This window comes from Exiguobacterium alkaliphilum (assembly GCF_018138125.1).
GTDB lineage: Bacteria > Bacillota > Bacilli > Exiguobacteriales > Exiguobacteriaceae > Exiguobacterium > Exiguobacterium alkaliphilum.
The window spans coordinates 310,137-332,500 of record NZ_CP073101.1; the positions used below are offsets into that span (position 1 = coordinate 310,137).

General features: G+C 50.5%; 23 protein-coding genes (1 of these 23 only partly in view). 8 read left to right on the forward strand and 15 right to left on the reverse strand.

The features are described from left to right. Positions 1-107: 107 nt before the first annotated feature. The 6 genes from rpsR to KB235_RS01630 form a co-directional block, all read right to left on the reverse strand. Positions 108-338, reverse strand: a complete 231-nt coding sequence (rpsR, locus tag KB235_RS01605; RefSeq protein ID WP_015880232.1) for a 30S ribosomal protein S18 — start codon at positions 336-338, stop codon at positions 108-110. A 46-nt stretch (positions 339-384) separates the two neighbouring features. Beyond that, positions 385-894, reverse strand: a complete 510-nt coding sequence (ssb, locus tag KB235_RS01610) for a single-stranded DNA-binding protein (RefSeq protein WP_034806221.1) — start codon at positions 892-894, stop codon at positions 385-387. Positions 895-931: 37 nt separating this feature from the next. Then, positions 932-1,219, reverse strand: coding sequence for a 30S ribosomal protein S6 (gene rpsF, locus KB235_RS01615; protein ID WP_034806218.1), 288 nt, complete (start codon positions 1,217-1,219; stop codon positions 932-934). 130 nt (positions 1,220-1,349) lie between these two features. After that, positions 1,350-2,450 carry a redox-regulated ATPase YchF gene (ychF, locus tag KB235_RS01620; protein ID WP_211780229.1) on the reverse strand — a complete coding sequence of 367 codons (1,101 nt, stop codon included), beginning with the start codon at positions 2,448-2,450 and terminating at the stop codon, positions 1,350-1,352. Positions 2,451-2,602: 152 nt separating this feature from the next. Further along, a complete protein-coding gene (locus tag KB235_RS01625; RefSeq protein ID WP_211780230.1) occupies positions 2,603-2,806 on the reverse strand; it encodes a DUF951 domain-containing protein in 204 nt (67 codons plus the stop codon). Next, on the reverse strand, positions 2,796-3,737 hold the full coding sequence (locus tag KB235_RS01630) for a mechanosensitive ion channel family protein (RefSeq protein ID WP_051690335.1): 942 nt from the start codon (positions 3,735-3,737) through the stop codon (positions 2,796-2,798). The genes KB235_RS01625 and KB235_RS01630 overlap by 11 nt, the downstream gene beginning before the upstream one ends. A 171-nt stretch (positions 3,738-3,908) precedes the next feature. On the opposite strand from KB235_RS01630, the gene yyaC reads away from it, so the two are divergent. Continuing rightward, entirely contained in the window at positions 3,909-4,535 is a 627-nt protein-coding gene (yyaC, locus tag KB235_RS01635) for a spore protease YyaC (RefSeq protein WP_034817041.1), read from the forward strand. Here yyaC and KB235_RS01640 read toward each other — a convergent pair. From KB235_RS01640 to mnmE, 5 genes are all read right to left on the reverse strand, one after another. Further along, positions 4,508-5,290 (reverse strand): ParB/RepB/Spo0J family partition protein, encoded by a 783-nt coding sequence (locus tag KB235_RS01640; protein ID WP_211780231.1) that lies wholly within the window; start codon positions 5,288-5,290, stop codon positions 4,508-4,510. The genes yyaC and KB235_RS01640 overlap by 28 nt on opposite strands. 43 nt (positions 5,291-5,333) lie before the next feature. Continuing rightward, entirely contained in the window at positions 5,334-6,212 is an 879-nt protein-coding gene (noc, locus tag KB235_RS01645; RefSeq protein ID WP_034817042.1) for a nucleoid occlusion protein, read from the reverse strand. Between the two features lie 77 nt (positions 6,213-6,289). Beyond that, positions 6,290-7,006, reverse strand: coding sequence for a 16S rRNA (guanine(527)-N(7))-methyltransferase RsmG (gene rsmG / locus KB235_RS01650; protein WP_034806205.1), 717 nt, complete (start codon positions 7,004-7,006; stop codon positions 6,290-6,292). Between the two features lie 4 nt (positions 7,007-7,010). Next, the gene (gene mnmG, locus KB235_RS01655; protein WP_211780232.1) at positions 7,011-8,897 is read right to left on the reverse strand and encodes a tRNA uridine-5-carboxymethylaminomethyl(34) synthesis enzyme MnmG; all 1,887 of its coding nucleotides are present in this window, start codon (positions 8,895-8,897) and stop codon (positions 7,011-7,013) included. 15 nt (positions 8,898-8,912) lie between these two features. After that, positions 8,913-10,292 carry a tRNA uridine-5-carboxymethylaminomethyl(34) synthesis GTPase MnmE gene (gene mnmE, locus KB235_RS01660; RefSeq protein ID WP_034817046.1) on the reverse strand — a complete coding sequence of 460 codons (1,380 nt, stop codon included), beginning with the start codon at positions 10,290-10,292 and terminating at the stop codon, positions 8,913-8,915. Positions 10,293-10,461: 169 nt separating this feature from the next. Here mnmE and KB235_RS01665 point away from each other — a divergent pair, with 169 nt between their 5' ends. Further along, the gene (locus tag KB235_RS01665; RefSeq protein ID WP_211780233.1) at positions 10,462-11,217 is read left to right on the forward strand and encodes a nucleotidyltransferase domain-containing protein; all 756 of its coding nucleotides are present in this window, start codon (positions 10,462-10,464) and stop codon (positions 11,215-11,217) included. Between the two features lie 9 nt (positions 11,218-11,226). Here the strand turns inward: KB235_RS01665 and KB235_RS01670 are convergent, their stop codons facing one another. The 4 genes from KB235_RS01670 to rpmH all read right to left on the reverse strand — a co-directional run bounded on the left by KB235_RS01670 (position 11,227) and on the right by rpmH (position 13,492). Beyond that, the gene (locus tag KB235_RS01670; protein WP_034817051.1) at positions 11,227-11,769 is read right to left on the reverse strand and encodes an HdeD family acid-resistance protein; all 543 of its coding nucleotides are present in this window, start codon (positions 11,767-11,769) and stop codon (positions 11,227-11,229) included. 116 nt (positions 11,770-11,885) lie between these two features. Next, positions 11,886-12,746 carry a membrane protein insertase YidC gene (yidC, locus tag KB235_RS01675; protein ID WP_034817053.1) on the reverse strand — a complete coding sequence of 287 codons (861 nt, stop codon included), beginning with the start codon at positions 12,744-12,746 and terminating at the stop codon, positions 11,886-11,888. A gap of 119 nt (positions 12,747-12,865) precedes the next feature. Continuing rightward, the gene (gene rnpA, locus KB235_RS01680) at positions 12,866-13,204 is read right to left on the reverse strand and encodes a ribonuclease P protein component (RefSeq protein ID WP_034806193.1); all 339 of its coding nucleotides are present in this window, start codon (positions 13,202-13,204) and stop codon (positions 12,866-12,868) included. 153 nt (positions 13,205-13,357) lie between these two features. Then, positions 13,358-13,492 (reverse strand): 50S ribosomal protein L34, encoded by a 135-nt coding sequence (gene rpmH / locus KB235_RS01685; protein ID WP_015880216.1) that lies wholly within the window; start codon positions 13,490-13,492, stop codon positions 13,358-13,360. 782 nt (positions 13,493-14,274) lie between these two features. On the opposite strand from rpmH, the gene dnaA reads away from it, so the two are divergent. From dnaA to gyrA, 6 genes are all read left to right on the forward strand, one after another. Further along, the gene (gene dnaA, locus KB235_RS01690; protein WP_211780234.1) at positions 14,275-15,651 is read left to right on the forward strand and encodes a chromosomal replication initiator protein DnaA; all 1,377 of its coding nucleotides are present in this window, start codon (positions 14,275-14,277) and stop codon (positions 15,649-15,651) included. Positions 15,652-15,858: 207 nt separating this feature from the next. Beyond that, positions 15,859-16,998: a DNA polymerase III subunit beta gene (dnaN, locus tag KB235_RS01695; protein ID WP_034806188.1), complete on the forward strand. Its 1,140-nt coding sequence runs from the start codon at positions 15,859-15,861 to the stop codon at positions 16,996-16,998. 135 nt (positions 16,999-17,133) lie between these two features. Continuing rightward, on the forward strand, positions 17,134-17,349 hold the full coding sequence (gene yaaA / locus KB235_RS01700; RefSeq protein ID WP_024371095.1) for a S4 domain-containing protein YaaA: 216 nt from the start codon (positions 17,134-17,136) through the stop codon (positions 17,347-17,349). A gap of 1 nt (position 17,350) precedes the next feature. Further along, positions 17,351-18,469 carry a DNA replication/repair protein RecF gene (gene recF / locus KB235_RS01705; protein ID WP_211780235.1) on the forward strand — a complete coding sequence of 373 codons (1,119 nt, stop codon included), beginning with the start codon at positions 17,351-17,353 and terminating at the stop codon, positions 18,467-18,469. A gap of 50 nt (positions 18,470-18,519) precedes the next feature. Then, complete coding sequence (gyrB, locus tag KB235_RS01710) at positions 18,520-20,448, forward strand: DNA topoisomerase (ATP-hydrolyzing) subunit B (protein WP_034806182.1); 1,929 nt, start codon at positions 18,520-18,522, stop codon at positions 20,446-20,448. Between the two features lie 22 nt (positions 20,449-20,470). After that, positions 20,471-22,364 carry the 5' portion of a DNA gyrase subunit A gene (gyrA, locus tag KB235_RS01715; RefSeq protein WP_034817058.1) on the forward strand. The gene runs 677 nt beyond the window's last position, so the window shows 1,894 of its 2,571 coding nt (coding positions 1-1,894); it begins with the start codon at positions 20,471-20,473; the stop codon falls past the right edge of the window.

Sequence of the window (22,364 nt, forward strand, 5' to 3'; positions counted from 1 at the left end):
GATGTCGAAATGGTTTCTGCTTTATCATACCATATCCGTCCGTTCGACTTACACTCCGACGATAAACAAAAAACGACCTATCCCGAAGGATAAGTCGTGCGCCAAGATTACTCTGCAACGTATGGAAGCAAAGCCATTTGACGTGAGCGCTTGATAGCGACAGTAAGTGGACGTTGGTATTTCGCTGAAGTACCAGTCACACGACGTGGAAGAATTTTACCACGCTCCGAAACGAAGCGTTTGAGCAATTCTACGTCTTTATAATCGATATGAGTGATGTTGTTCGACGTAAAGAAACATACTTTACGACGACGACGACCTCCTGGACGACGTGCCATGTGAAGACCTCCTTTATTAGTTTAGTTTAGTTTCGAATCGGCTCGATCAAAATGGTAGATCGTCATCCGATAAGTCGATTTTGCCTCCGCCCGAGAACGGGTCGGCGTCAAAACCTTTGTTTGAGTTCGAGGACTGAGATGAAGTCGAAGAAGCGGCTGCGCCCCATCCTGACCCACTTGACTCACCACCACCGAAGACATCTCCAGCCGGTGCTGTATCACGTTGCCCTGAGGCCCCGCGTGGTTCAAGGAAGCGTACGCTATCGGCTACGACTTCTGCCCGGTAACGACGTTGGCCATCTTGACCTTCGTAACTACTGATTTGAAGGCGACCGTCTACGCCGGCCATGCTGCCTTTTTTCAAATATTGTGCCACGTTCTCTGCCTGTTTGCGCCATACGACACAATCAATGAAGTCCGCCTCACGCTTCCCATCTTGTCCAGTGAATGGACGATCGCAAGCGAGAGTAAAGCGAGTTACGGCGATGCCGCTCTGCGTGTAACGCATTTCTGGATCGCGTGTCAATCGACCAACTAACACAACTCGGTTAATCATCTCAAAGCTCCCCTTTCGCAATATGAAGCGTCAAGAATCAACGCTCGTCTTTAGTTGTCATTTGACGGACAACGTCATCAGAGATCTTCATGAGACGCTCTGTTTCTTGAATCGCTTTCGGCTCAGCAGTGATGTTAAGAAGAACGTAGTGTCCTTCGCGCATCTTGTTGATTTCGTAAGCGAAACGACGTTTACCCATGTCTGTTGTTTTATCAACAGTACCACCGTTGTCAGTGATGACGTTGTTGAAGCGCTCGATCAAAGCTTTCTTCGCTTCCTCATCAACTGATGGACGGATAATGTAAAGAAGTTCGTATTTACGCATTATCTTTCACCTCCTCTTGGACTAACGGCTCCTACCGGTTGTAGGAGCAAGGAGCAAACAATTGTTTTACTCACGTCATAATATACTATCAAACTTCTCTTCGTTTTACAACACGTTTTCGTAAATTGACTTAGACGTTGAAACGGAACGTAACGACATCACCGTCGGCGAAGACATACTCTTTTCCTTCTGAGCGAAGCTTCCCTTGCTCTTTTACCGTCGTCATGTTGCCAGCGGCTGAAAGATCGTCAAATGACACGACTTCGGCACGGATGAATCCGCGTTCGAAGTCCGAGTGGATGACACCCGCACATTGCGGTGCTTTCATACCTTGTTTAAATGTCCACGCGCGCACTTCTTTTTCACCCGCCGTGAAATAAGTCGCGAGTCCGAGCGTAGAGTAGGCAGCACGAATTAATTGGTCGAGACCCGACTCCTCGATGCCGAGGTCTTGCAAGAATTCAAGACGCTCTTCTGGCTCGAGCTCAGAAATCTCTTCTTCGATGCGGGCGCAGATGACAATGACTTTTGCGCCTTCTGTCGCTGCGTGCTCGCGAACTGCTTGTACATACGGATTGTTATCCGAGTCTGCCACTTCGTCTTCGCTTACGTTTGCGACGTAAAGCATCGGCTTCATCGTGAGCAGTTGGAAGTGCTTGACGATGGCGAGTTGCTCATCCGTCAATTCCGCGACACGGGCTGGGCGCTCTGACTCGAGCACCGCTTGCACGATTTCAAGTGCCTCGAGTTCTTGTGCGGCGCCTTTATCTTTTGACTTCACCATCTTTTGAACGCGCGTGATGCGTTTCTCGACGAGTTCAAGGTCGGCCAAAATCAATTCGAGGTTGATGGTCGTGATGTCATCGATTGGCGACACTTTTCCGGCGACGTGCGTGATGTTGTCGTCTTCAAAACACCGAACGACTTGGCAAATCGCATCAACTTCGCGAATGTTGGCAAGGAACTTGTTTCCAAGCCCTTCTCCTTTTGACGCTCCTTTAACGATTCCGGCGATGTCCGTGAATTCGAACGCGGTCGGTACCGTCTTTTTCGGTTGGACGAGTTCCGTCAACCGATCAAGCCGCGAATCCGGCACTTCCACGACACCGACGTTTGGATCGATTGTTGCGAACGGATAGTTAGCCGCCTCAACACCTGCTTGCGTAATCGCGTTAAATAATGTCGATTTCCCGACGTTCGGCAATCCGACGATTCCTGCTGTTAATCCCACTTGTATGTCCTCCTCATCCGGGTTTCCCGGGAAATGTTAAACCGTCTGTGGAGTGGGTACGTTTAGTACACCACACCGTCACATCCTTCACAATTATAGTTAGTCCACGATTAAACCGCAACTCAACACGCGAACGTAAAGAAAAACGCCTCTTATTCAGCGGCGTTTTCTTCTTTAAGCACTTTCTTTAACCGTTTGTCGAAATCGCGACGCTGCATGAGCACGCTCGCGCCACATCCTTGGCATTTGATGCGGATGTCCATGCCGACCCGCGTCACTTGCCAACGGTTCGTCTTGCAGGCGTGCGGCTTCTTCATTTCCACATAATCGTTTAACTCATACGATTTAGCTTGCATCTCCAGGCGCTCCTTTAGTCGAGGTAGTCGGCGACATCATGACCGTGCGTGGGTACGGAATCTCGATGCCACGCTCGTCTAGTCCCGCCTTCAATTCTTTATGCAAAATGCGGCCGGCCGCGAAGTGTTGTGTCGGCGGCACCTCGGCCATGAGTCGATAGACGACTTCAGACGGTCCGAGCGATTGGACGCCGGCGAGCGTGATCGGTTGAATGAACAAGTCGTGATATTTCGCTTCGACCGTCTTCGCGATCTCTTTTAGCGCCGTCTCGACTTTACCCATATCTTCTTCATAGGCGACACCGATATCGACGACGGCGACACTGTTCTCAAGCGAATAGTTCGTCACTTGCATGATTTGACCGTTCGGGATAATCGTCACTTGGCCGTTCAAACCTTTCAGCTTCGTCGTCCGAATCCCGACTTCGATGACCGTTCCATCGACTTGCTGGTTCAAGTTGACGTAGTCCCCGTTCTTATATTGGTTTTCAAAGATGATGAACGCGCCCGTGATGACGTCCTTGACCAAGTTCTGCGCGCCGAACGAGATCGCAAGACCGGCAACCCCGGCCGACGCAATCAAACCGGCGATGTTGACGCCGAACTGGCCGAGCACCGTCAAAATCATGACGAGGCCGAGCACGTAACGAATCGTATTTTGCGCCAGTTTCAATAACGTCTCGTTTTGGCGCTGGGCGACGATGTTGTCTTCATGGATTTTGCGTAACGTGAAGACGCGTTGTACCATCGACGTCAAAATGCGTGATGCGATATAGAGTGCCAAGATGATGAGCGCGACGCCGGCGAGCTTGAAACCGAAGCCGATCCACATCTCGGTATCTTGAAAGTAAGCGACGAACCGGTTGACGTTCTCAATCGTCTGATCCGCCACTGATGACAAATCAGTTGGGTCTGTATTTTGTGATGCCATGTTTTCACCTCGTAAAATCGTATATTCTAACCCATCAAAACATACTTTACGACTTTTCTCAAACGCTACATCCAGACGTTATAAGTTTCAACGTTTTGGGAATGGGATAGTACGGTATCTTTCCGACAAGGCAACTAGACGTTCTGCAGCTCAGAAGAGAGGATGAGATTCATGCCGTTTCGCTTAAAACCACACAAACCCTACTCGTTCTTCATCGAACATACCGAACGGAGCGGTTCACAGCTATTCGCTGACCAGCTGCACGAGCAGTTGGCGAGCGAGGCGCATCGTCCCATCGTCCTCGTCTGCATCGGCTCCGATCGTTCGACCGGCGACTCGCTCGGTCCTCTAGTCGGCACGTTTCTCGAAGAAAAGTCGGTTCGTAATTTATACGTCTATGGGACGCTTACGAAGCCTGTCCATGCGTTAAACCTCGTCGAGACGCTTCACGAGATTCAGACCCGCTTTCATCGGCCGCTCATCATCGCCATCGACGCCTGTCTCGGTCGATTGTCGAGCGTCGGGTACGTCTTCTTCTCAGAAGGACCGCTCGCCCCGGGCGCCGGTGTCCAAAAAGAGTTACCTGCCGTCGGTGAATACAACATTAAAGCCGTCGTCAACGTGAGTGGTTTCATGGAGATGATGATTTTACAAAACACACGCCTCCACCTCGTCTATGAGCTCGCCCGTTTCATCACGGAAGGGTTTGCCGAGTTCGATGCACGCATCGGTCGGCTCCATCATGAAGAAGCGGCGATCACCCGGCTCCGTCAATCCCGTGACGAATCGAAATCTTGAGGCGACAGGAGCGTCAACAGGTGCTCGAGGTCGTCCTGTGAGAAATATTTCAGTTCGAGGACGCCACCTTTTCGTCGGGGGCGAATCGATACATCCATCTGAAGACGTTCCGCTAGAACCGCTTCGACAGCTTCGACGTCGGCGCTCGAGCGTTTGAGCGTCTTTTTTGCTGTCCGCTCTTTTTGCAAGAAGCGTTCAAGTCGACGTACCGTCCATTGTTCGGCGATGACCCGGCGTGCGATTTGTTCCATCGCTTGTTCGGACTTCATCCCGGTGATGGCACGCGCATGCCCCATCGTCAATTCTCCGACCATGACGGCATGTTGAACGGCGCTCGGCAGACGGAGTAGGCGCAAACTGTTCGTCACGTGGCTCCGGCTCTTGCCGACGCGTTCTGCGAGTTGCTGTTGCGTCAGCCCGAGCGTCTGCATGAGCTGTTCATAGGCGAGCGCCTCTTCAATCGCGTTCAAGTCGGCGCGTTGAATGTTTTCGATGAGGGCGAGTTCCATGACCCGGTCCGAGTCGGCCGTCACGATCAATGCCGGAATTTCTGATTTACCGGCGAGCTTTGCCGCTTGATAACGTCGTTCTCCGGCGATAATCTCAAAAAATCCGCTCGCCTTACGGACGACGATCGGTTGTAACACCCCGTACCGCTCAATCGACTGGCGCAACTCGTCGAGCTGTTGCGGTTCGAATTGCTTCCTCGGTTGGTTCGGGTTCGGGCGGATGAATTTAATCGGTAACCGTTCCATGTTGCTCCTCCTTTTTATTCCGATGATTGAAAAAAGCACGGGCTCACTGTTGTGGCCGTGCTTTCGGGATTCGAATTCGAATCTCGACGAACCCGTCTTCTTCGACTTCTTCTGTTTCCACTTCGATGCCGGTCTTTCCGATCAGTTCGACCGAGTCGCGAATCGTATTGATGGCGATTCGTGTGTCACGGGCAAAACTCTTCGTTCGACGCGGCCGTTTTTTCGGCTTGCGCTTCTCTTCCTCAATCGGTGTGAGTAAAAATTCGACGCGTTGCTCCGTCTCTTTGACGTTGTACTCTTGCTCGATAATCTCGATGAGCACTTCTAATTGCAACCGTTCATCTTTTAACGGCAACAAGGCACGGGCATGCCGCTCGTTGATTTGACGATCGCGCAAGCAATGTTTGACGTCTTCTGGCAATTTCAACAGACGCAACTTGTTCGCGATGGTCGACTGGCTCTTTCCGAGACTTTTCGCAAGCGCGGCTTGTGTCAACCCGTTCATCGCCAACAGACGCTCGTACGCCTCCGCTTCTTCAATCGGGCTGAGCTGCTCGCGCTGCAAGTTCTCGATCAATGCGAGTGCGGCGGTCGTATCGTCATCCATATCGCGCACGATGGCCGGAATCGATGACCAACCGAGCGATTTGGCCGCACGAAAACGTCGCTCCCCGGCGATGATTTCGTAGCGGTCGAGTTCGACCCGTCTGACGACGATCGGTTGGAGCAGACCGTGCTCTTGAATCGTCACGGCCAGTTCTTCAATTTTAGCCGGCTCGAACACTTTACGCGGTTGATAGCGGTTCGGAAGCAAAAGCGACAATTGGATCTCTTCTACTTGGTCGTGCGGCTTGACTTGCGCCATTTCCGTGACGGCCACTTCTTCTCGATTTCCAAACCACTTGGCAAATGTTTTCTTCAACGTCGGCACCCCTTATGTAAAAAAATAAGCAGACTCCCACCGGAATCTGCTTTTAGTTTCACGTGAAACACTATTACTCAGATTAGTGGCTCTTTCGCCGGTGTCCCCGCTTTACGCGGATATTTCCCAGGCGTTTTTCGTAATTTATCTACAATTACGATATTACGCTCACTCATCTCTCCTGGCAATAGGAACTGGTGTGTCGCTTTTACCTTCCCACCGAGTACCGCCAAGGCGTTTTTCGCGTCCACGAGCTCGTCGGAAACTTTCGCCGCTTTGAGCGCTACGAACGTTCCACCGACTTTTGCAAGTGGTAAACAGTACTCGGCGAGCACCGTCATTCGGGCGACGGCACGGGCCGTCACGACATCAAATTGCTCACGAAATTTTTTATTTTTTCCAAATTCCTCGGCCCGTCCGTGATGGAACGCGACGCCTTCAAGTTCAAGCGCGAGCGCGAGCTCGTTCAAAAACGTAATGCGCTTGTTCAAGGAATCGATAATCGTCACATGAAGGTGCGGGTATAGAATTTTGAGCGGCAAGCTCGGGAATCCGGCGCCGGCTCCGACGTCACATACCGTCTCGACGGTCGTGAAGTCAAAATGAAACGCTGCGCTGAGCGAGTCATAAAAATGCTTCAAATAAACTTCTTCTTGATCGGTGATGGCCGTCAAGTTCATCTTCTCGTTCCATTCGACGAGCATCTCGAAATAGCGTTTGAACTGAGCGAGTTGTTTCTCACTCAATTCAAACCCTTCTGCTTGTAACGCCTCAATAAATTGGGATTCGTTCATCGTCTCACTCCACCGTCGCGTATTGTCCTTGCTCGATGTAGACGAGTAAGATCGACACGTCAGCCGGGTTTACCCCGGAAATACGTGACGCTTGCCCAATCGAGAGCGGACGCACTTGTTTCAACTTTTGTTTTGCCTCTGTCGCTAAGCCGCCAATCGCGTCATAGTCGAGGTTTTCAGGGATTCGTTTTTCTTCCATACGCCGCATCTTCTCGACTTGTTCAAGTTGTTTTGAGATATACCCCTCATACTTCACTTGAATCTCGACTTGTTCGGCGACGTCAGCCGGCAATTCGACCGGTGCCGGCACGACGGTCATGAGTGCCGCGTACGTCACTTCCGGTCGCTTCAACAAGATGTTCGCATGTGTCGCTTCTTTCAGCGGGTTTGCCCCGACTGATTCGAGCATCGCGTTCATCTCTTCCGTCGGCTTGACGACGAGCGACTCCAATCGTTTCACTTCTGTCGCGATTGCTTCGCGCTTCTCGTTCAATTGTGTTTGACGCTCTTCTGAGAGCAAGCCGATGTCATAACCGATATCGCTCAAGCGAAGGTCAGCGTTGTCGTGACGCAACAACAACCGATACTCGGCCCGTGACGTCAGGAGACGGTACGGTTCGTTCGTTCCTTTCGTGACGAGGTCGTCAATCAAGACGCCGATATACGCTTGTGAGCGATCCAAGATGACCGGGTCTTTCCCGAGCACCTTACACGCGGCGTTAATACCGGCCATGACGCCTTGTCCGGCCGCTTCCTCATATCCGCTCGTCCCATTGATTTGTCCGGCCGTGAACAGTCCTTCGATCGCCTTCGTCTCGAGTGTCGGCCAAAGCTGAGTCGGGACGACCGCATCGTATTCGATCGCGTAGCCCGGTCGCATCATCTCGGAATTCTCAAGTCCCGGAATCGTCCGGAGCATTTGATGTTGTACGTCTTCTGGCATACTCGTCGAGAAGCCTTGCACGTAAATCTCTTCCGTGTCACGCCCTTCCGGCTCGAGGAAGATTTGGTGACGTGGTTTATCGTTAAAACGGACGACCTTGTCTTCAATCGATGGACAATAGCGTGGACCGGTCCCTTTGATTGCGCCTGAGTACATCGGTGAACGATGCAAGTTCTCGTCAATCAATTGATGGGTCCGCTCGCTCGTGTACGTGAGCCAGCACGGAATCTGTTCAATCGGGTCGAGGTCTTTTGACGTGTACGAGAACAGCGACGGATTGTCGTCACCCGGCTGAATCTCCGTCTTCGAATAGTCAATCGTCTTCCCGTCGATACGAGGCGGTGTGCCGGTTTTGAAACGGACGAGCTCGATCCCGAGTTCTTCGAGATGCTTCGACAGTTCGACCGATGGCATCTGGTTGTTCGGGCCGCTCTCATACGACAGTTCGCCGATGATGATTTGACCGCGCATGAACGTCCCCGTCGTGACGATGACCGCCTTGGCGCGATATTCCGATCCCGTGTTCGTCACGACACCGGCGATTTTCCCGTCCTCGATGAGGAAGCGTTCGACGAGCGCTTGACGAAGTAATAGGTTCGGTTCGTCTTCAAGCACTTTTTTCATATGATTTTGATATTGGAACTTGTCCGCCTGGGCACGTAGCGCGCGTACCGCCGGACCTTTCGAAGTGTTGAGCATCTTCATTTGAATGTATGTCGCGTCAATCGCTTTCGCCATCTCGCCGCCGAGCGCATCAATTTCGCGGACGACAATCCCTTTCGCCGGTCCGCCAATTGACGGGTTGCAATACATGAACCCGACCATGTCTGGGTTCATCGTCAGCATCGCCGTTTTCGCGCCCATGCGCGCCGACGCAAGTGCCGCCTCGATGCCTGCGTGCCCGGCTCCGATGACGATGACGTCAAACTCGCCTGCCGTGTAAGCCATAGTATTTCCTCCTTATTATTTACCAAGACAAAACTGTGAAAAGAGTTGGTCAATCAAGCTTTCTTGGACCGTATCGCCATTGATTTCGCCGAGCGTATCCCACGCTCGTCGTAAATCGATTTGTACCATATCGATCGGCATGTTCATGAGGGCGCTACCGAGCGCCTCATCGATTTGCTCAATCGTCTGTTTGATGAGTTGAATGTGTCGTGCGTTCGAGATATACGTCATGTCCTGTGACTCGACCCCTTTAGCGAAGAACAAGTTCGAGATCGCCTTCTCGAGCGCATCGATTCCTTCTTCTAGTAACAGCGAGGTGGCGACAATCGGACGCCCTGCCGCTAGTTTCTCTAGCTTAGAAGAATCCATGTTTTGTGGCAAGTCCGTCTTATTGATGATAATGATGGCGTTCATGCCTGAAATCGCTTCGAATAACGCCTCATCTTCCGGTGTCAGTCCTTCGTGCCCGTTCAAGACGAGTAGAATCAAGTCTGCGCCGGCGAGTGCTTGCCGTGACTTCTCAACCCCAATCCGTTCGACGATGTCTTCGGTTTCCCGAATCCCGGCCGTATCGATCAGTTTGAGCGGTACCCCTTTGACGTTGACGTATTCTTCAATCGTATCGCGCGTCGTCCCGGCGATATCCGTCACGATCGCTTTCGTTTCTTGAACGAGCGTGTTCATGAGCGACGACTTTCCGACGTTCGGGCGACCGATGATCGCCGTGGCGAGGCCCTCCCGCAGAATCTTGCCTTGACGGGCCGTCTCAAGCAGTTGCTCGAGAATCCGCTTCACTTCTCCGGCCTTCTCTTCGACGATCGCTTGCGTCATTTCTTCAGCGTCATACTCCGGATAGTCGATATTCACTTCGACGGCCGCGATGGTCTCAAGCAACTGCTGGCGCAATTCACGGACGAGACGGGACAAACGTCCCTCCATCTGAGACATCGCCACGTTCATGGCCCGGTCCGTCTTGGCGCGAATCAAGTCCATAACAGCCTCGGCTTGTGACAAGTCGATGCGGCCGTTTAAAAAGGCGCGTTTCGTGAACTCGCCTGGTTCTGCTAAGCGGACGTTCGGTTGTTCGAGGATCAACTCGAGGACACGATTGACCGCGACAATCCCACCGTGGCAATTGATTTCGACGACGTCTTCTCGTGTGAACGTCTTCGGCGCCCGCATGATGCTGACCATCACTTCGTCCACGACTTCTTCCGTGTCCGGACGCTTCAATTTGCCGTAATGAATCGTATGTGACTCGACTTCCGTCAAGTTTTTTCCAGAAAATACGCGTGCCACCGTCTCGACGGACCGGTCCCCGGACAAGCGGACGATTCCGATTGCCCCTTCACCCATCGGTGTCGAGATGGCTGTAATCGTGTCAAACTCTAGCATCGTTCTCTCCCTCCAAACTCCAAAGCTTCTTCTATCATATGCATAACGAACCTACTATACACGATATTTGACTTGAACGAAAGGGTCGGACATCTCAGGATTTCATTGCATTCCCCCGACTCATTTTCGTACAATAAAGTAATATATTTCCAACGGAGGAGTGGATTTGATGCGACAACAAGTAGCCATCCAAACACTGACGGAGGCGTTACGTAAGGATGACGCTGTCGAAGCGATTTTTTTGAAGGGATCGTTCGGCCGCGGTGAAGGGGACGAGCATTCCGACGTCGACTTATACGTCCTCGTCGCTGATGGGGACGTGGCTTCGTTTTTAACGCGACGGCGTGACCATCTCGCCGCGTATCGTCCAATCTTATTAACCGATGAGATTCATATCGTCGCCCCGCAGCTCATCGTCGTGTATGACGATTTCTTACACGTCGATTTGTTCACCGTCACGATCGAAACGTTGAACGATCAGGACGAGTTGACCGTTCTGTACGACCCTGAGGCGCGACTGAAATCGCACCGCTCGAAGCTGACGTTGTCGGACGACGCGCTCTTCAACCATGCGTTTGACGCGGTTTGGTTCTTTTTCCAATATACGAAAGCACGTGACCGTGGCAATGACATCTGGGCGACCGAGATGCTCCGCCAAGGCATGAGTCATTTCGTTTACGCGCTCGCCGCCCATTACGATTCGTCCCGTTCGACGCTCGGCTTGAAGGATGTGGCGGCTCGTGGCCTCATCCCGCTCCGTGATTGGTACGAACGGTTAACCCCGTCGCAGCATGCTTCCGCTGCCGCGAAATACGTCCGTCGCCTTGAATCAGAGGAGACGTTCTTGACTTCCATCGTGGGCTTCGAGCGAATCGAGACGTTTTATCGACAGTTGCTACATCGTGAAAAGAGCCGCCTCGCGTGAGGCGGCTCTTCATACGACTTGACGTCTCGATCGGCGCAGCGTGAAATACAAGACGAGCTCCATCATCCCTACGGCAATCAAGAAGCCGCCGAACAATTGGAACAAGACGAGCAGGCTACTGAACGGGTTCGTCAATAGGAGAAGTCCGATCCCGATCCATAATATACTCGTCACTAGAAAGTACATCCACCGGTTCGCCATCACACGGCGATAGCCGAGTGCTTGAACGAGTCGGATGATGCCTCCGAACAAAAACAGTAAACCGATAAAGATTGGGAGTAGGCTCGCGAGCACTTCTGCGAAAAAGAAGACGATGAGCGCCATCACCAAATAAATGATGCCCATAAAAAAGGATGGAGGCAAGCCGTCGCGACGATGGCGCATCCCTTGCACGATGGCCCAAAGTCCGAGAATAGCAAAATAGCCAGCTACCAAATAGACGATGATGTCAAAGAAGAAACGCGGATTCCATAAAATGAATAGGCCGATGAGCACATAAACCGCTGCCTGGACGAGCGTCGAACGCTCCAACCGCTTAATTAACGTCTCCATAGGAAAGACTCCTTTCTTCAGCTATCAACACCCTTTCTCTCTTCTATTCCCGCCTTTGCTCAAACTTACGTCATAAACAAAAAAGACTGCGAATTCACGATTCGCAGTCTGGCATATTATTTACGTTTTTTCTTTTTGTTCTTCTTTTCTTCTTCCGCGAGGGCGGCACGTTCTGCTTCTTTCGCCGCAATCTTCGCTTCCGCTTGAACTTTCATCTTCTCACGCATCGGGAGCATGATGGCCATCGTCACGATAATCGAGATGATGTAACCAACGACCCAGTACATCGAGAGCGCGGCCGGAAGGGTGATCGACATGACGAAGATCATGACCGGGAAGATGTAGAGCATCATTTTCAACTGCGGGTTCTGTTCTTGACCGGCCATCGAGATTTTTTGTTGGGCGTATGTCAATACAGCCGCTAAGATCGGCAAGATGAACGTCGGGTCTGGTGCCCCAAGGTCGAACCAGAGGAAACGGGCTTCGAAGATTTCAGGCGTCCGACGAATCGCGTCATAGAAAGCGAAAAGAATCGGCATTTGAATCAAGATTGGCAAACAACCTGCGAGCGGGTTGATTTGGTACTCTTGATACATTTTCATCATTTCTTCTTGCAGTTTACGCTGTGTCTCTTGGTCTTTTGAGCTGTACTTCTCACGAAGCTTCAACATTTCCGGTTGCAATACTTGCATCGCACCCATGCTCTTCGTTTGTTTGATCATGAGCGGTAAAATCAACAGACGGACGATGATCGTCGCAACGATAATCGAGTAACCGTACTGCCATGTCCCGCCAATCAAGTACGCTGCTTCTTTCAATAACCAGGCAAGTGGCCAAACAAAGTATTTCGCCCAAAAGCCTTCTGTCTCAGCCGTGATCGGCTCTCCTTGGATCGTCGAAGGGTCGACACAACCGGCCATCAATAAAATGGCACCGGTCATAACGGCTAACAATCCTAATTTTAGCTGTTTGCTCATAGTTCCTCCTACACTTTCTGTATCGATTCTTTTTTGCTTCATCCCACGTCTATCGGTCAATCCTGATTCGTTCGCGTTATATATGAAAGAACAAGTCCGAATTGTCATGAGCGGTCGGCTTATCTTGATTTCCAAACTTTCGCACGTTTAAACACATGCTTCAAGCTCTCCGTCACTTCATCTTGCGTGAGCGTCGTCGCCGGTTTCCGCGCGATGATGACATATTGATGAGGAGCGACGTTCGGTTCAAGCAAGCGAAGCGATTCACGCATGAGTCGTTTCATCCGGTTTCGTTCCACAGCGTTTCCTAACTTCTTGCTGACGGAAAGACCAACTCGAAAATGCGCTTGATCCGCTTTGAGCGTGTAGACGACAAACTGACGATTGGCCACGGAGTGTCCTTCGCGAAACACCGCTTGGAACTCTTCATTCTTTTGCAAACGGTATTCTTTTTTCAAAATTCTCACTCCATCCTTCGGTTCAAAAATCGTCAACTAACATCATACCATATCCCTTTCGATTCAACGAGGGCGAATCAACGTTTTCAATGCGATTGTGACAAAAAAAAGATTGCCCGAGGAGAGGTCCTCAGGCAATCTTGTGAGTTTACATTAGACAGTCAAGGCTTTGCGGCCTTTACGACGGCGAGCTGCAAGAATGTTGCGGCCGTTTTTCGTCGCCATACGCGCACGGAATCCGTGAACTTTTTTACGCTTACGGTTGTTCGGGTTAAACGTTGGTTTCATGGTTAAGCACCTCCTCAAGGTTAACGCTCTATTAGCAAGTTATAGTTTCATTTAAGGCAGTCTTTAAGATTATATAAACTGTTACTCTGAATGTCAATCCATTTTCCTGAGGTTTTCGTGGGAAAGGAAGACAACGAAGACCGATCATCCGATTTGGACGATTGTGGTGGTCCTTCCAATGGTTTGCATCCACAAAGGAAGGAAAGATTGACGAAACGTTAACACGATTATGGGTGTCTTCTTTACAAATAGCCCAACGAAGCCATTTTATCCACATTCTTTATTAGTTATCCACACCTATATGTGAATAACTCCTCTTTTTTCAACAAAATAAACGCGTTGATTTTAATATTTTCGTTTTCCTCTCTTACAAAAACGTTCGTCCTTTTTCACGCTTCCTCTTTTGTGTATAACTTTTTTTATTTTCCTGTCTTACCTTCTACTTTATCCACAACATATCCACAGTTTATCCACACTATACACAGCATGTGGATAACTACCTGTGGATTGTTTTCCTTATCTGTGGATAAATACCGAAAAGCGTTGCCACGTCTATTTTATTTTGATAAACTGAATGTGCACAAACTTGTGGATGAACTTTTAGGCAAAACAAGATATACACAGGCTGTGGATAACTGTTATCCCCAACATGAACATCGTGTGGATAACTTTATCCACAGTTTTTGTTCTCTGTGGATAATCCTAGTATCTACTATAGAATAGTGATTGTGTATATCGTGTGAATAAGTTTCGCCTACATAACCGGTAAAGGAGGTCTTTCATTGAACAATGCTCAGGAGATTTGGAGAAACGTGTTGTCGTTGATTGAAGAAGAGGAACGAACACCGAAAGCAAGTTTCGATATGTGGTTGAAATCAACCGAAGGTGTTTCGTTAATGGGGACGACGCTCGTCGTCTCGGCGCCAGCCAGCTTTATCGTGACATGGCTCGAGCGTCAATACTTATCGCTCTTACAAGATACGATCGAAGAAGTGACGAACAGTCAGCTTGAGATTCATTTTATTGAAGAGTCACAGGCACACAAGTATGCCCCTGCGGACGGACGAGTAAAAGAGACGATCGCGGTCACCGAAACAAAGGAACAACCGCTTCCAGTTCTATCAAAAGAGGAAGCGAGCCTCGGTCAACTGAACGACAAGTATATCTTTGAAACGTTCGTCATCGGTTCAGGAAACCGGTTTGCCCATGCTGCGTCGCTTGCCGTAGCTGAGGCACCGGCACGAGCATACAACCCGCTCTTCATTTACGGGGGTGTCGGGTTAGGCAAGACCCACCTCATGCATGCGATTGGGCATTATGTGAAAGGGCAAAAGCCTGGGGCCCGTATCGCTTACGTATCTTCTGAGAAGTTCACGAACGAGTTCATCAACTCGATTCGGGATAACAAGACGGAAGAGTTCCGCAACCGTTACCGGAATATCGACGTCCTCTTAATCGATGACATTCAGTTCTTGGCCGGTAAAGAGCAGACGCAGGAAGAGTTCTTCCATACGTTCAACGCGCTCCACAACGATCAGAAACAAATCGTCATCTCGAGTGACCGTCCACCGAAGGAAATCCCGACGCTTGAGGATCGTTTGCGCTCACGTTTCGAGTGGGGACTCATTACGGACATCACGCCACCCGACTTGGAAACGCGAATCGCTATCCTGCGTAAAAAGGCGACGGCGGAAGAGCTCGATATCTCGAACGACGTCATGTTGTATATCGCCAATCAAATCGATACGAACATTCGTGAGCTCGAAGGGGCGTTGACTCGAGTCGTCGCTTACGCGAAACTCGTCGGTCGTCCGATTGATCCGGATGTGGCCGCTGAGGCGCTTCACAACATCATGCCGGTCCAAGAAGCGAGAAAGATTGTCATCCGAGACATCCAAGAGATCGTCGGACGTCACTTTAATATAGAAGTCGACGAGCTAAAAGCGAAGAAACGGACGAAGACGCTCGCTTTCCCGCGCCAAATCGCGATGTATTTATCACGGGAGATGACGGAGAGTTCTTTGCCAAAGATTGGGGAAGAGTTTGGGGGACGCGATCATACGACGGTCATCCATGCCCATGAGAAAATCAGCACGTTGTTGAAGAATGATCCTGAGATGCAAGAGACGATTCAAACGTTAAAGAAAGCCTTGTCGTAAACAAGATGTTTTTTCTTGTGGATATCCTGTGGATAAACCACCTTAGTTATCCACAAGTTATTCACAGGCAAAATGGCTTAACACGAATGGTTGAAGGCACTTATCCCCAGTATCCACAGCCCTTATTACTATTATGACTTAATTAATACTATTATAATTACTATGAATCATGACTTTGACTCATTTCACTTAGGAGGAATTATCCACATGCATTTAACGATTCAACGCGATGTATTCATGCAAGCCGTACAAGACGTATCAAAAGCAGTCGCTTCTCGAACGACGATTCCGATTCTTACGGGATTGAAACTTGAAGCGCATGCAGATGGGTTAACGTTGACTGGAAGTGATACAGAGATTTCGATTGAACGATTGATTCCTGTAGAAGAGGGTGGGATTGAACTCATTCAAATCAAACGCGCAGGTAGCGTCGTCTTGAACGCTCGATTCCTCGGTGAGATCGTCAAGAAATTGCCAACGAATGAAGTGACGCTCGAAGTGTCACCGAACTTCATGACGCGGATCGAATCAGGCCAAGCCGAGTTCCATTTGAACGGGCTCGACCCAGACGAGTACCCACGTCTCCCTGAACTCGCGAGTGACCGTCGCTTCTATCTTCCAGCGGATCTCTTGAAGACGATTATTCGTCAGACGAGTTTCGCCGTGTCGTCACAAGAGACACGACCCGTTTTGACTGGCGTGAACTTCTCGGCTGAAAAAGGGTTCCTCACATGTGTCGCGACTGACAGCCATCGTTTGGCGCTTCGCCGTGCTCGTTTCGAGACAGATAACGACTTGACGTTCCAAAACGTCGTCGTCCCGGGCCGCTCGCTCAACGAACTCGCGAAATTGCTCGATCGTGAAGAGTTGCCAATCGAAATCGTCTTGACGGACCAGCAAATCTTGTTCCGCATGAAGAACATTTCCTTCTTCTCACGCCTTCTCGATGGGGCGTATCCAGACACGTCACGCTTGATTCCGGAAGAATATCGGACAGCGGTCCGCATGAATGCGAAAGACTTCCTTCAAGCGATTGATCGTGCTTCACTTTTGGCTCGTGCCGACCGCAATAACGTCATCAAATTCGTTGCCGAGGAAGCGACGACGGTTGAAGTGAGTTCACATTCGCCAGAGGTCGGGAAAGTATCGGAGCGCGTCAGCATCTTGTCGCTCGAAGGGGAAGAACTGAAGATTTCGTTCAACTCGAAATTTGTCATGGATGCCCTCCGCGCCCTCGACGCTTCAGAAATTGAGATTCAATTCACGGGTTCGATGCGTCCGTTCATTTTGCGTCCGGTCGAACAAGATAGTGTGCTCCAGTTGATTTTGCCGGTTCGGACTTCGTAAGCGGGACGAACAGGTAAGGGGATGATAAGGTCGTGTGCCTTGTCATCCCCGTTTTTTGCCTTATTCGACGTTTTTCGATAAACTAATAAGTATGGCGATTTTTTGTAATTAGTATGAAGGAAAGGGAGTGACGACATGAATAAAGTGTCGATTACAACCGAGTATGTGACACTCGGACAATTTTTGAAATTAGCAGATATCATCTCGAGCGGAGGTCAAGCGAAGTTTTTCTTGGAAGACGTTCAAATCAAAGTGAACGGGGAAGTAGACCAACGTCGAGGCCGTAAACTACGCGATGGCGACAAGATTGAAGTCGAAGGCTTCGGAGATTTCCAAATCGAGGGCAACTAACGTGCGTTTAATGTCGATCCGATTGCAAAACTACCGCAACTACGAAGCCCTTGAGCTCGACTTTTCAGAACAGACGAACGTTCTAATCGGGGAGAACGCCCAAGGGAAAACAAATCTGCTCGAATCGATTTACGTACTTGCGCTGGCTAAATCCCATCGGACGACACAAGATCGCGAGTTGATCGGCTGGGAGTCCGACGCTGCGCTCATTGAAGGACGGATTCATAAGCGGACGGGTGAAACGGTTCAATCGCTCACGTTCTCCTCAAAAGGGAAGAAAGCGAAACTGAACCATCTCGAGCAACGACGCTTAAGCGATTACGTCGGTGCGTTCAACGTCGTCTTATTCGCCCCGGAAGACCTTGCGATTGTCAAAGGGAGCCCTCAAGGGCGGAGACGATTTTTAGATATGGAGATTGGGCAAGTGAGCCCGATTTATTTGCACGACTTAAATCAATACTTAAAGACGCTGAAGCAACGGAACGCCCTGTTGAAACAACTGTCGATAAAAGGCGGGGACGAGACGCTGCTCGAAGTCCTGACCGATCAGTTGATTGAAGTCGCTGTGAAAATCGTTTCAAGACGACATCATTTCATCGACCAGCTCGAAAAATGGGCTGGCCCAATTCATGCGGGCATCACGCGAGATATGGAAACGTTGACGATTCAATACGTCTCGGACACGTTCCAAAAAGAACGTTACCCGAAAGAACAGATGTTTGAAACGTATCGGCAAAAGTTTGATAAAATAAGAGAGAACGAACGAAGACGCGGTGTGACGCTATTCGGTCCACACCGTGATGATTTCGAACTGTTCGTGAACGATCGAAACGTCCAAACGTTCGGTTCACAAGGTCAGCAACGCACTGCGGCCTTGTCACTCAAGTTAGCGGAGATTGAATTGATTCACGAAGAGGTCGGGGAATACCCGCTCTTATTGTTAGACGACGTCTTGTCAGAACTCGATGATCATCGCCAAACCCATCTGCTCGACACGATGGGCAAAAAAGTTCAAACCATCCTGACGACGACCAATATCGATGGCATTGCCCATGAGACGATTCAACAAGCCAAAGTGTTTCACGTGAAACAAGGCGAAGTCGAATCAGATTCTGTATGAAGCACAATCAACACGAACACCAATTCATGTATAGTAGGTGAACAAAACCGATGAGTAACGAAAACGAAAAACAAATGCAAGACTACGGTGCCGATCAGATTCAAGTACTTGAAGGTTTAGAGGCTGTCCGTAAACGCCCGGGGATGTATATCGGTTCGACGAGTTCGCGCGGTCTTCACCACTTAGTGTGGGAAATCGTCGATAACTCGATTGACGAAGCGCTCGCCGGTCATTGTGACACGATCACCGTGACAGTCGAACCAGGAAACTCGATCGTCGTCGAAGACAATGGACGAGGCATCCCGGTCGATATCCAAAAGAAAACAGGACGCCCGGCCGTCGAAGTCATCTTCACAGTACTTCACGCCGGTGGTAAGTTCGGCGGTGGCGGTTATAAAGTATCGGGTGGTCTGCACGGTGTTGGTGCGTCTGTCGTCAACGCCTTGTCAACGAAGCTCGAAGTATTCGTCCGTCGTAACGGAAACGTCTACTATCAATCGTTCAAACGTGGTGTGCCTCAAGGCGAACTTGAAATCGTCGGCACGACAGATACGACGGGAACGACCGTCCGCTTCTTCCCAGACGGCGATATCTTCCAAGAGACGCTCGAGTACGATTTCGACTTACTCGCGACGCGTCTCCGTGAACTTGCCTTCTTGAATAAAGGTTTGCGCATTATCGCCAAGGACGACCGTGGCGACGAATTGATGGAACGGAACTATCACTATGAGGGTGGAATCAAGTCGTACGTTGAACACTTGAACCGCTCGAAAGCGTCGATTCACGAGGAGCCGGTCTACGTGCATGGAACGAAAGACGGCATCGAAGTCGAAATCGCGCTCCAGTACAACGAAGGCTTCGCCAGCAACATCTATTCGTTCACGAACAATATTCCGACACACGAAGGCGGGACGCACGAGACGGGCTTCAAGACGGCGCTCACACGTTCGATTAACGATTACGCGAAACGCTTCGGTTTGATGAAAGAAGCCGACGGCAGTTTGTCAGGCGATGACGTACGTGAAGGATTGACCGCAATCGTGTCGGTCAAACACCCGTCACCACAGTTCGAAGGACAGACGAAGACGAAACTTGGTAACGCGGATGCGCGTACAGCCACAGACTCACTTTTCACGGACACTTTCGAGCAGTTCTTGCTTGAAAACCCGTCGGTCGGTCGATTGATTGTCGACAAAGGTTTGATGGCAGCACGTGCCCGTCTCGCTGCGAAACGCGCCCGTGAAATGACGCGCCGTAAAGGTATCCTCGAAGTCAGTTCATTACCAGGGAAATTGGCCGACTGTTCATCAAAAGATGCGTCGAAGTCTGAACTGTACATCGTTGAGGGGGATTCGGCCGGTGGATCGGCGAAGTCTGGTCGCGATCGTCACTTCCAAGCAATTTTGCCGATTCGCGGTAAAATCATCAACGTTGAGAAAGCACGACTCGATAAAATCTTGGCGAACCAAGAAGTCCGGACAATCATTACGGCGCTCGGTACTGGAATCGCGGAAGAATTCGACTTAGGCAAAGCACGTTACCACAAACTCATCATCATGACCGATGCTGACGTCGATGGTGCCCACATTCGGACACTGCTCTTAACGTTCTTCTACCGGTACATGCGTCCGCTTATTGAAAGCGGCTATGTCTATATTGCCCAACCACCGCTCTATGGTGTGAAGCATGGGAAAGAGATCGTCTACGTCCAAAACGACCGTGAATTACAAGAAGCGATTAAACGCCTTCCTGAGAATGCACGATATAGCGTACAACGTTACAAAGGTCTAGGTGAGATGGATCCTGAGCAGCTATGGAGCACGACGATGAACCCAGAGTCGCGTTCGATGCTTCGGGTCGACCTTCAAGACGCCATCGAGGCAGATGAAATCTTTGAGACGCTCATGGGCGACAACGTCGAACCGCGTCGCGATTTCATCCAGTCACATGCGCACTACGTGAAAAACCTCGATATTTAAACAGAAGGGTAGGCAATAACGAATGGCAGAACATGAAAATATCAAGGATATAAATATTAGCCAAGAGATGCGTACGTCGTTCATGGACTATGCGATGAGCGTTATCGTATCACGTGCCCTTCCGGACGTGCGCGACGGCTTGAAGCCGGTTCACCGTCGGATTCTTTATGCGATGAACGAGCTCGGGATCCGTGCTGACAAACCGCATAAGAAGTCAGCCCGTGTCGTCGGTGATGTTATCGGTAAGTATCACCCGCACGGTGACTCAGCTGTCTATGAGACGATGGTTCGTATGGCGCAAGACTTCAGCTATCGTTATGAGCTTGTCGACGGTCACGGAAACTTCGGATCGGTCGATGGCGACTCTGCGGCTGCGATGCGTTACACAGAAGCCCGGATGTCAAAGATTGCGATGGAACTCGTGCGTGACATCGGTAAGAACACGATCGATTACCAAGCAAACTTTGATGGGGAAGAGAAAGAACCGGTCGTCTTACCGGCACGTTTCCCGAACTTCCTCGTCAACGGGACGAGCGGAATCGCCGTCGGGATGGCGACGAACGTACCACCCCACAACTTGAACGAAGTGATTGATGGCGTGCTCGCGCTTACACATAACCCGGACATTACGATCGCAGAGCTCATGCAGCATATCCCAGGACCTGACTTCCCGACAGCCGGTGAAATTTTAGGTCGGAGCGGGATTCGCCGTGCCTATGAGACGGGTCGCGGCTCGATTACGATGCGTGCGAAAGCCGAGATTGAAGTGTTGAAAAATGGACGGGAACGCATTCTCGTCCACGAGATTCCTTATCAAGTGAACAAAGCTCGCTTGGTCGAGAAGATTGCCGATTTGGTGCGCGATAAGAAAATCGAAGGCATCACGGATCTTCGAGATGAGTCGGACCGCAACGGGATGCGTGTCGTCATCGAAGTACGGCGCGATGCGAACGCGAGTGTCATTTTGAACAACTTGTACAAACAGACGCCGATGCAGACGACGTTCGGTGTCAACATGCTCGCCCTTGTCGGAGGACGCCCGAAGACACTCAACATCAAGCAGGCGATTTATCACTATATCGAGCACCAAAAAGAAGTCGTCCGTCGCCGGACCCAGTTCGACCTCGACAAGGCAGAGGCCCGGGCGCATATTCTCGAAGGACTTCGCGTCGCGCTCGATCATCTCGACGAAGTCATCGCACTCATCCGTAGCACGCGTACCGGAGACGAAGCGCGTGAGAAGTTGATTGCACGCTTCGGCCTTTCGATTGAACAGACGCAAGCGATTCTCGATATGCGTCTCCAACGGTTGACGGGACTCGAGCGCGAGAAAATCGAAGGCGAGTATCGTGAAGTTCAAGCGTTGATTGAAGAACTTCGTGCCATTCTCGGCGATGAAGAGCTCTTGCTTGAGATCATCCGCAACGAATTAACTGAAATCAAAGAGCGTTATGGCGATGCACGACGTACGGTCATCCGTACCGATATCGTCGAGCTTGAAGACGAGGACTTAATCCCGGTGCGTGACATGATGATCACGCTCACGAGTGAAGGATATATCAAATCGATTCCGACGGATTCATACCGGACCCAACGTCGTGGTGGCCGTGGGAAGCAAGGGATGGGAACGAATGACGAAGACTTCGTCTTACGCCTCCTTTCCGCTTCGACGCACGATACGATCTTGTTCTTCACGAACTTCGGTCGCGTCTTCCGTCTGAAAGGATATGAGATTCCTGAAATGAGCCGGACGGCGAAAGGGATGCCGATTATCAACTTGATTCAAGTCGATAAAGGCGAGAAAGTCGAGACGATGATTCCGGTCGACTTCAACAGCTACTTGGCTGAACAAGGCGTTACGGAAGAAGTCGTGGATGATGCGGATGCGGAAGTGGCAGATGAGCAATTGTCGCTCG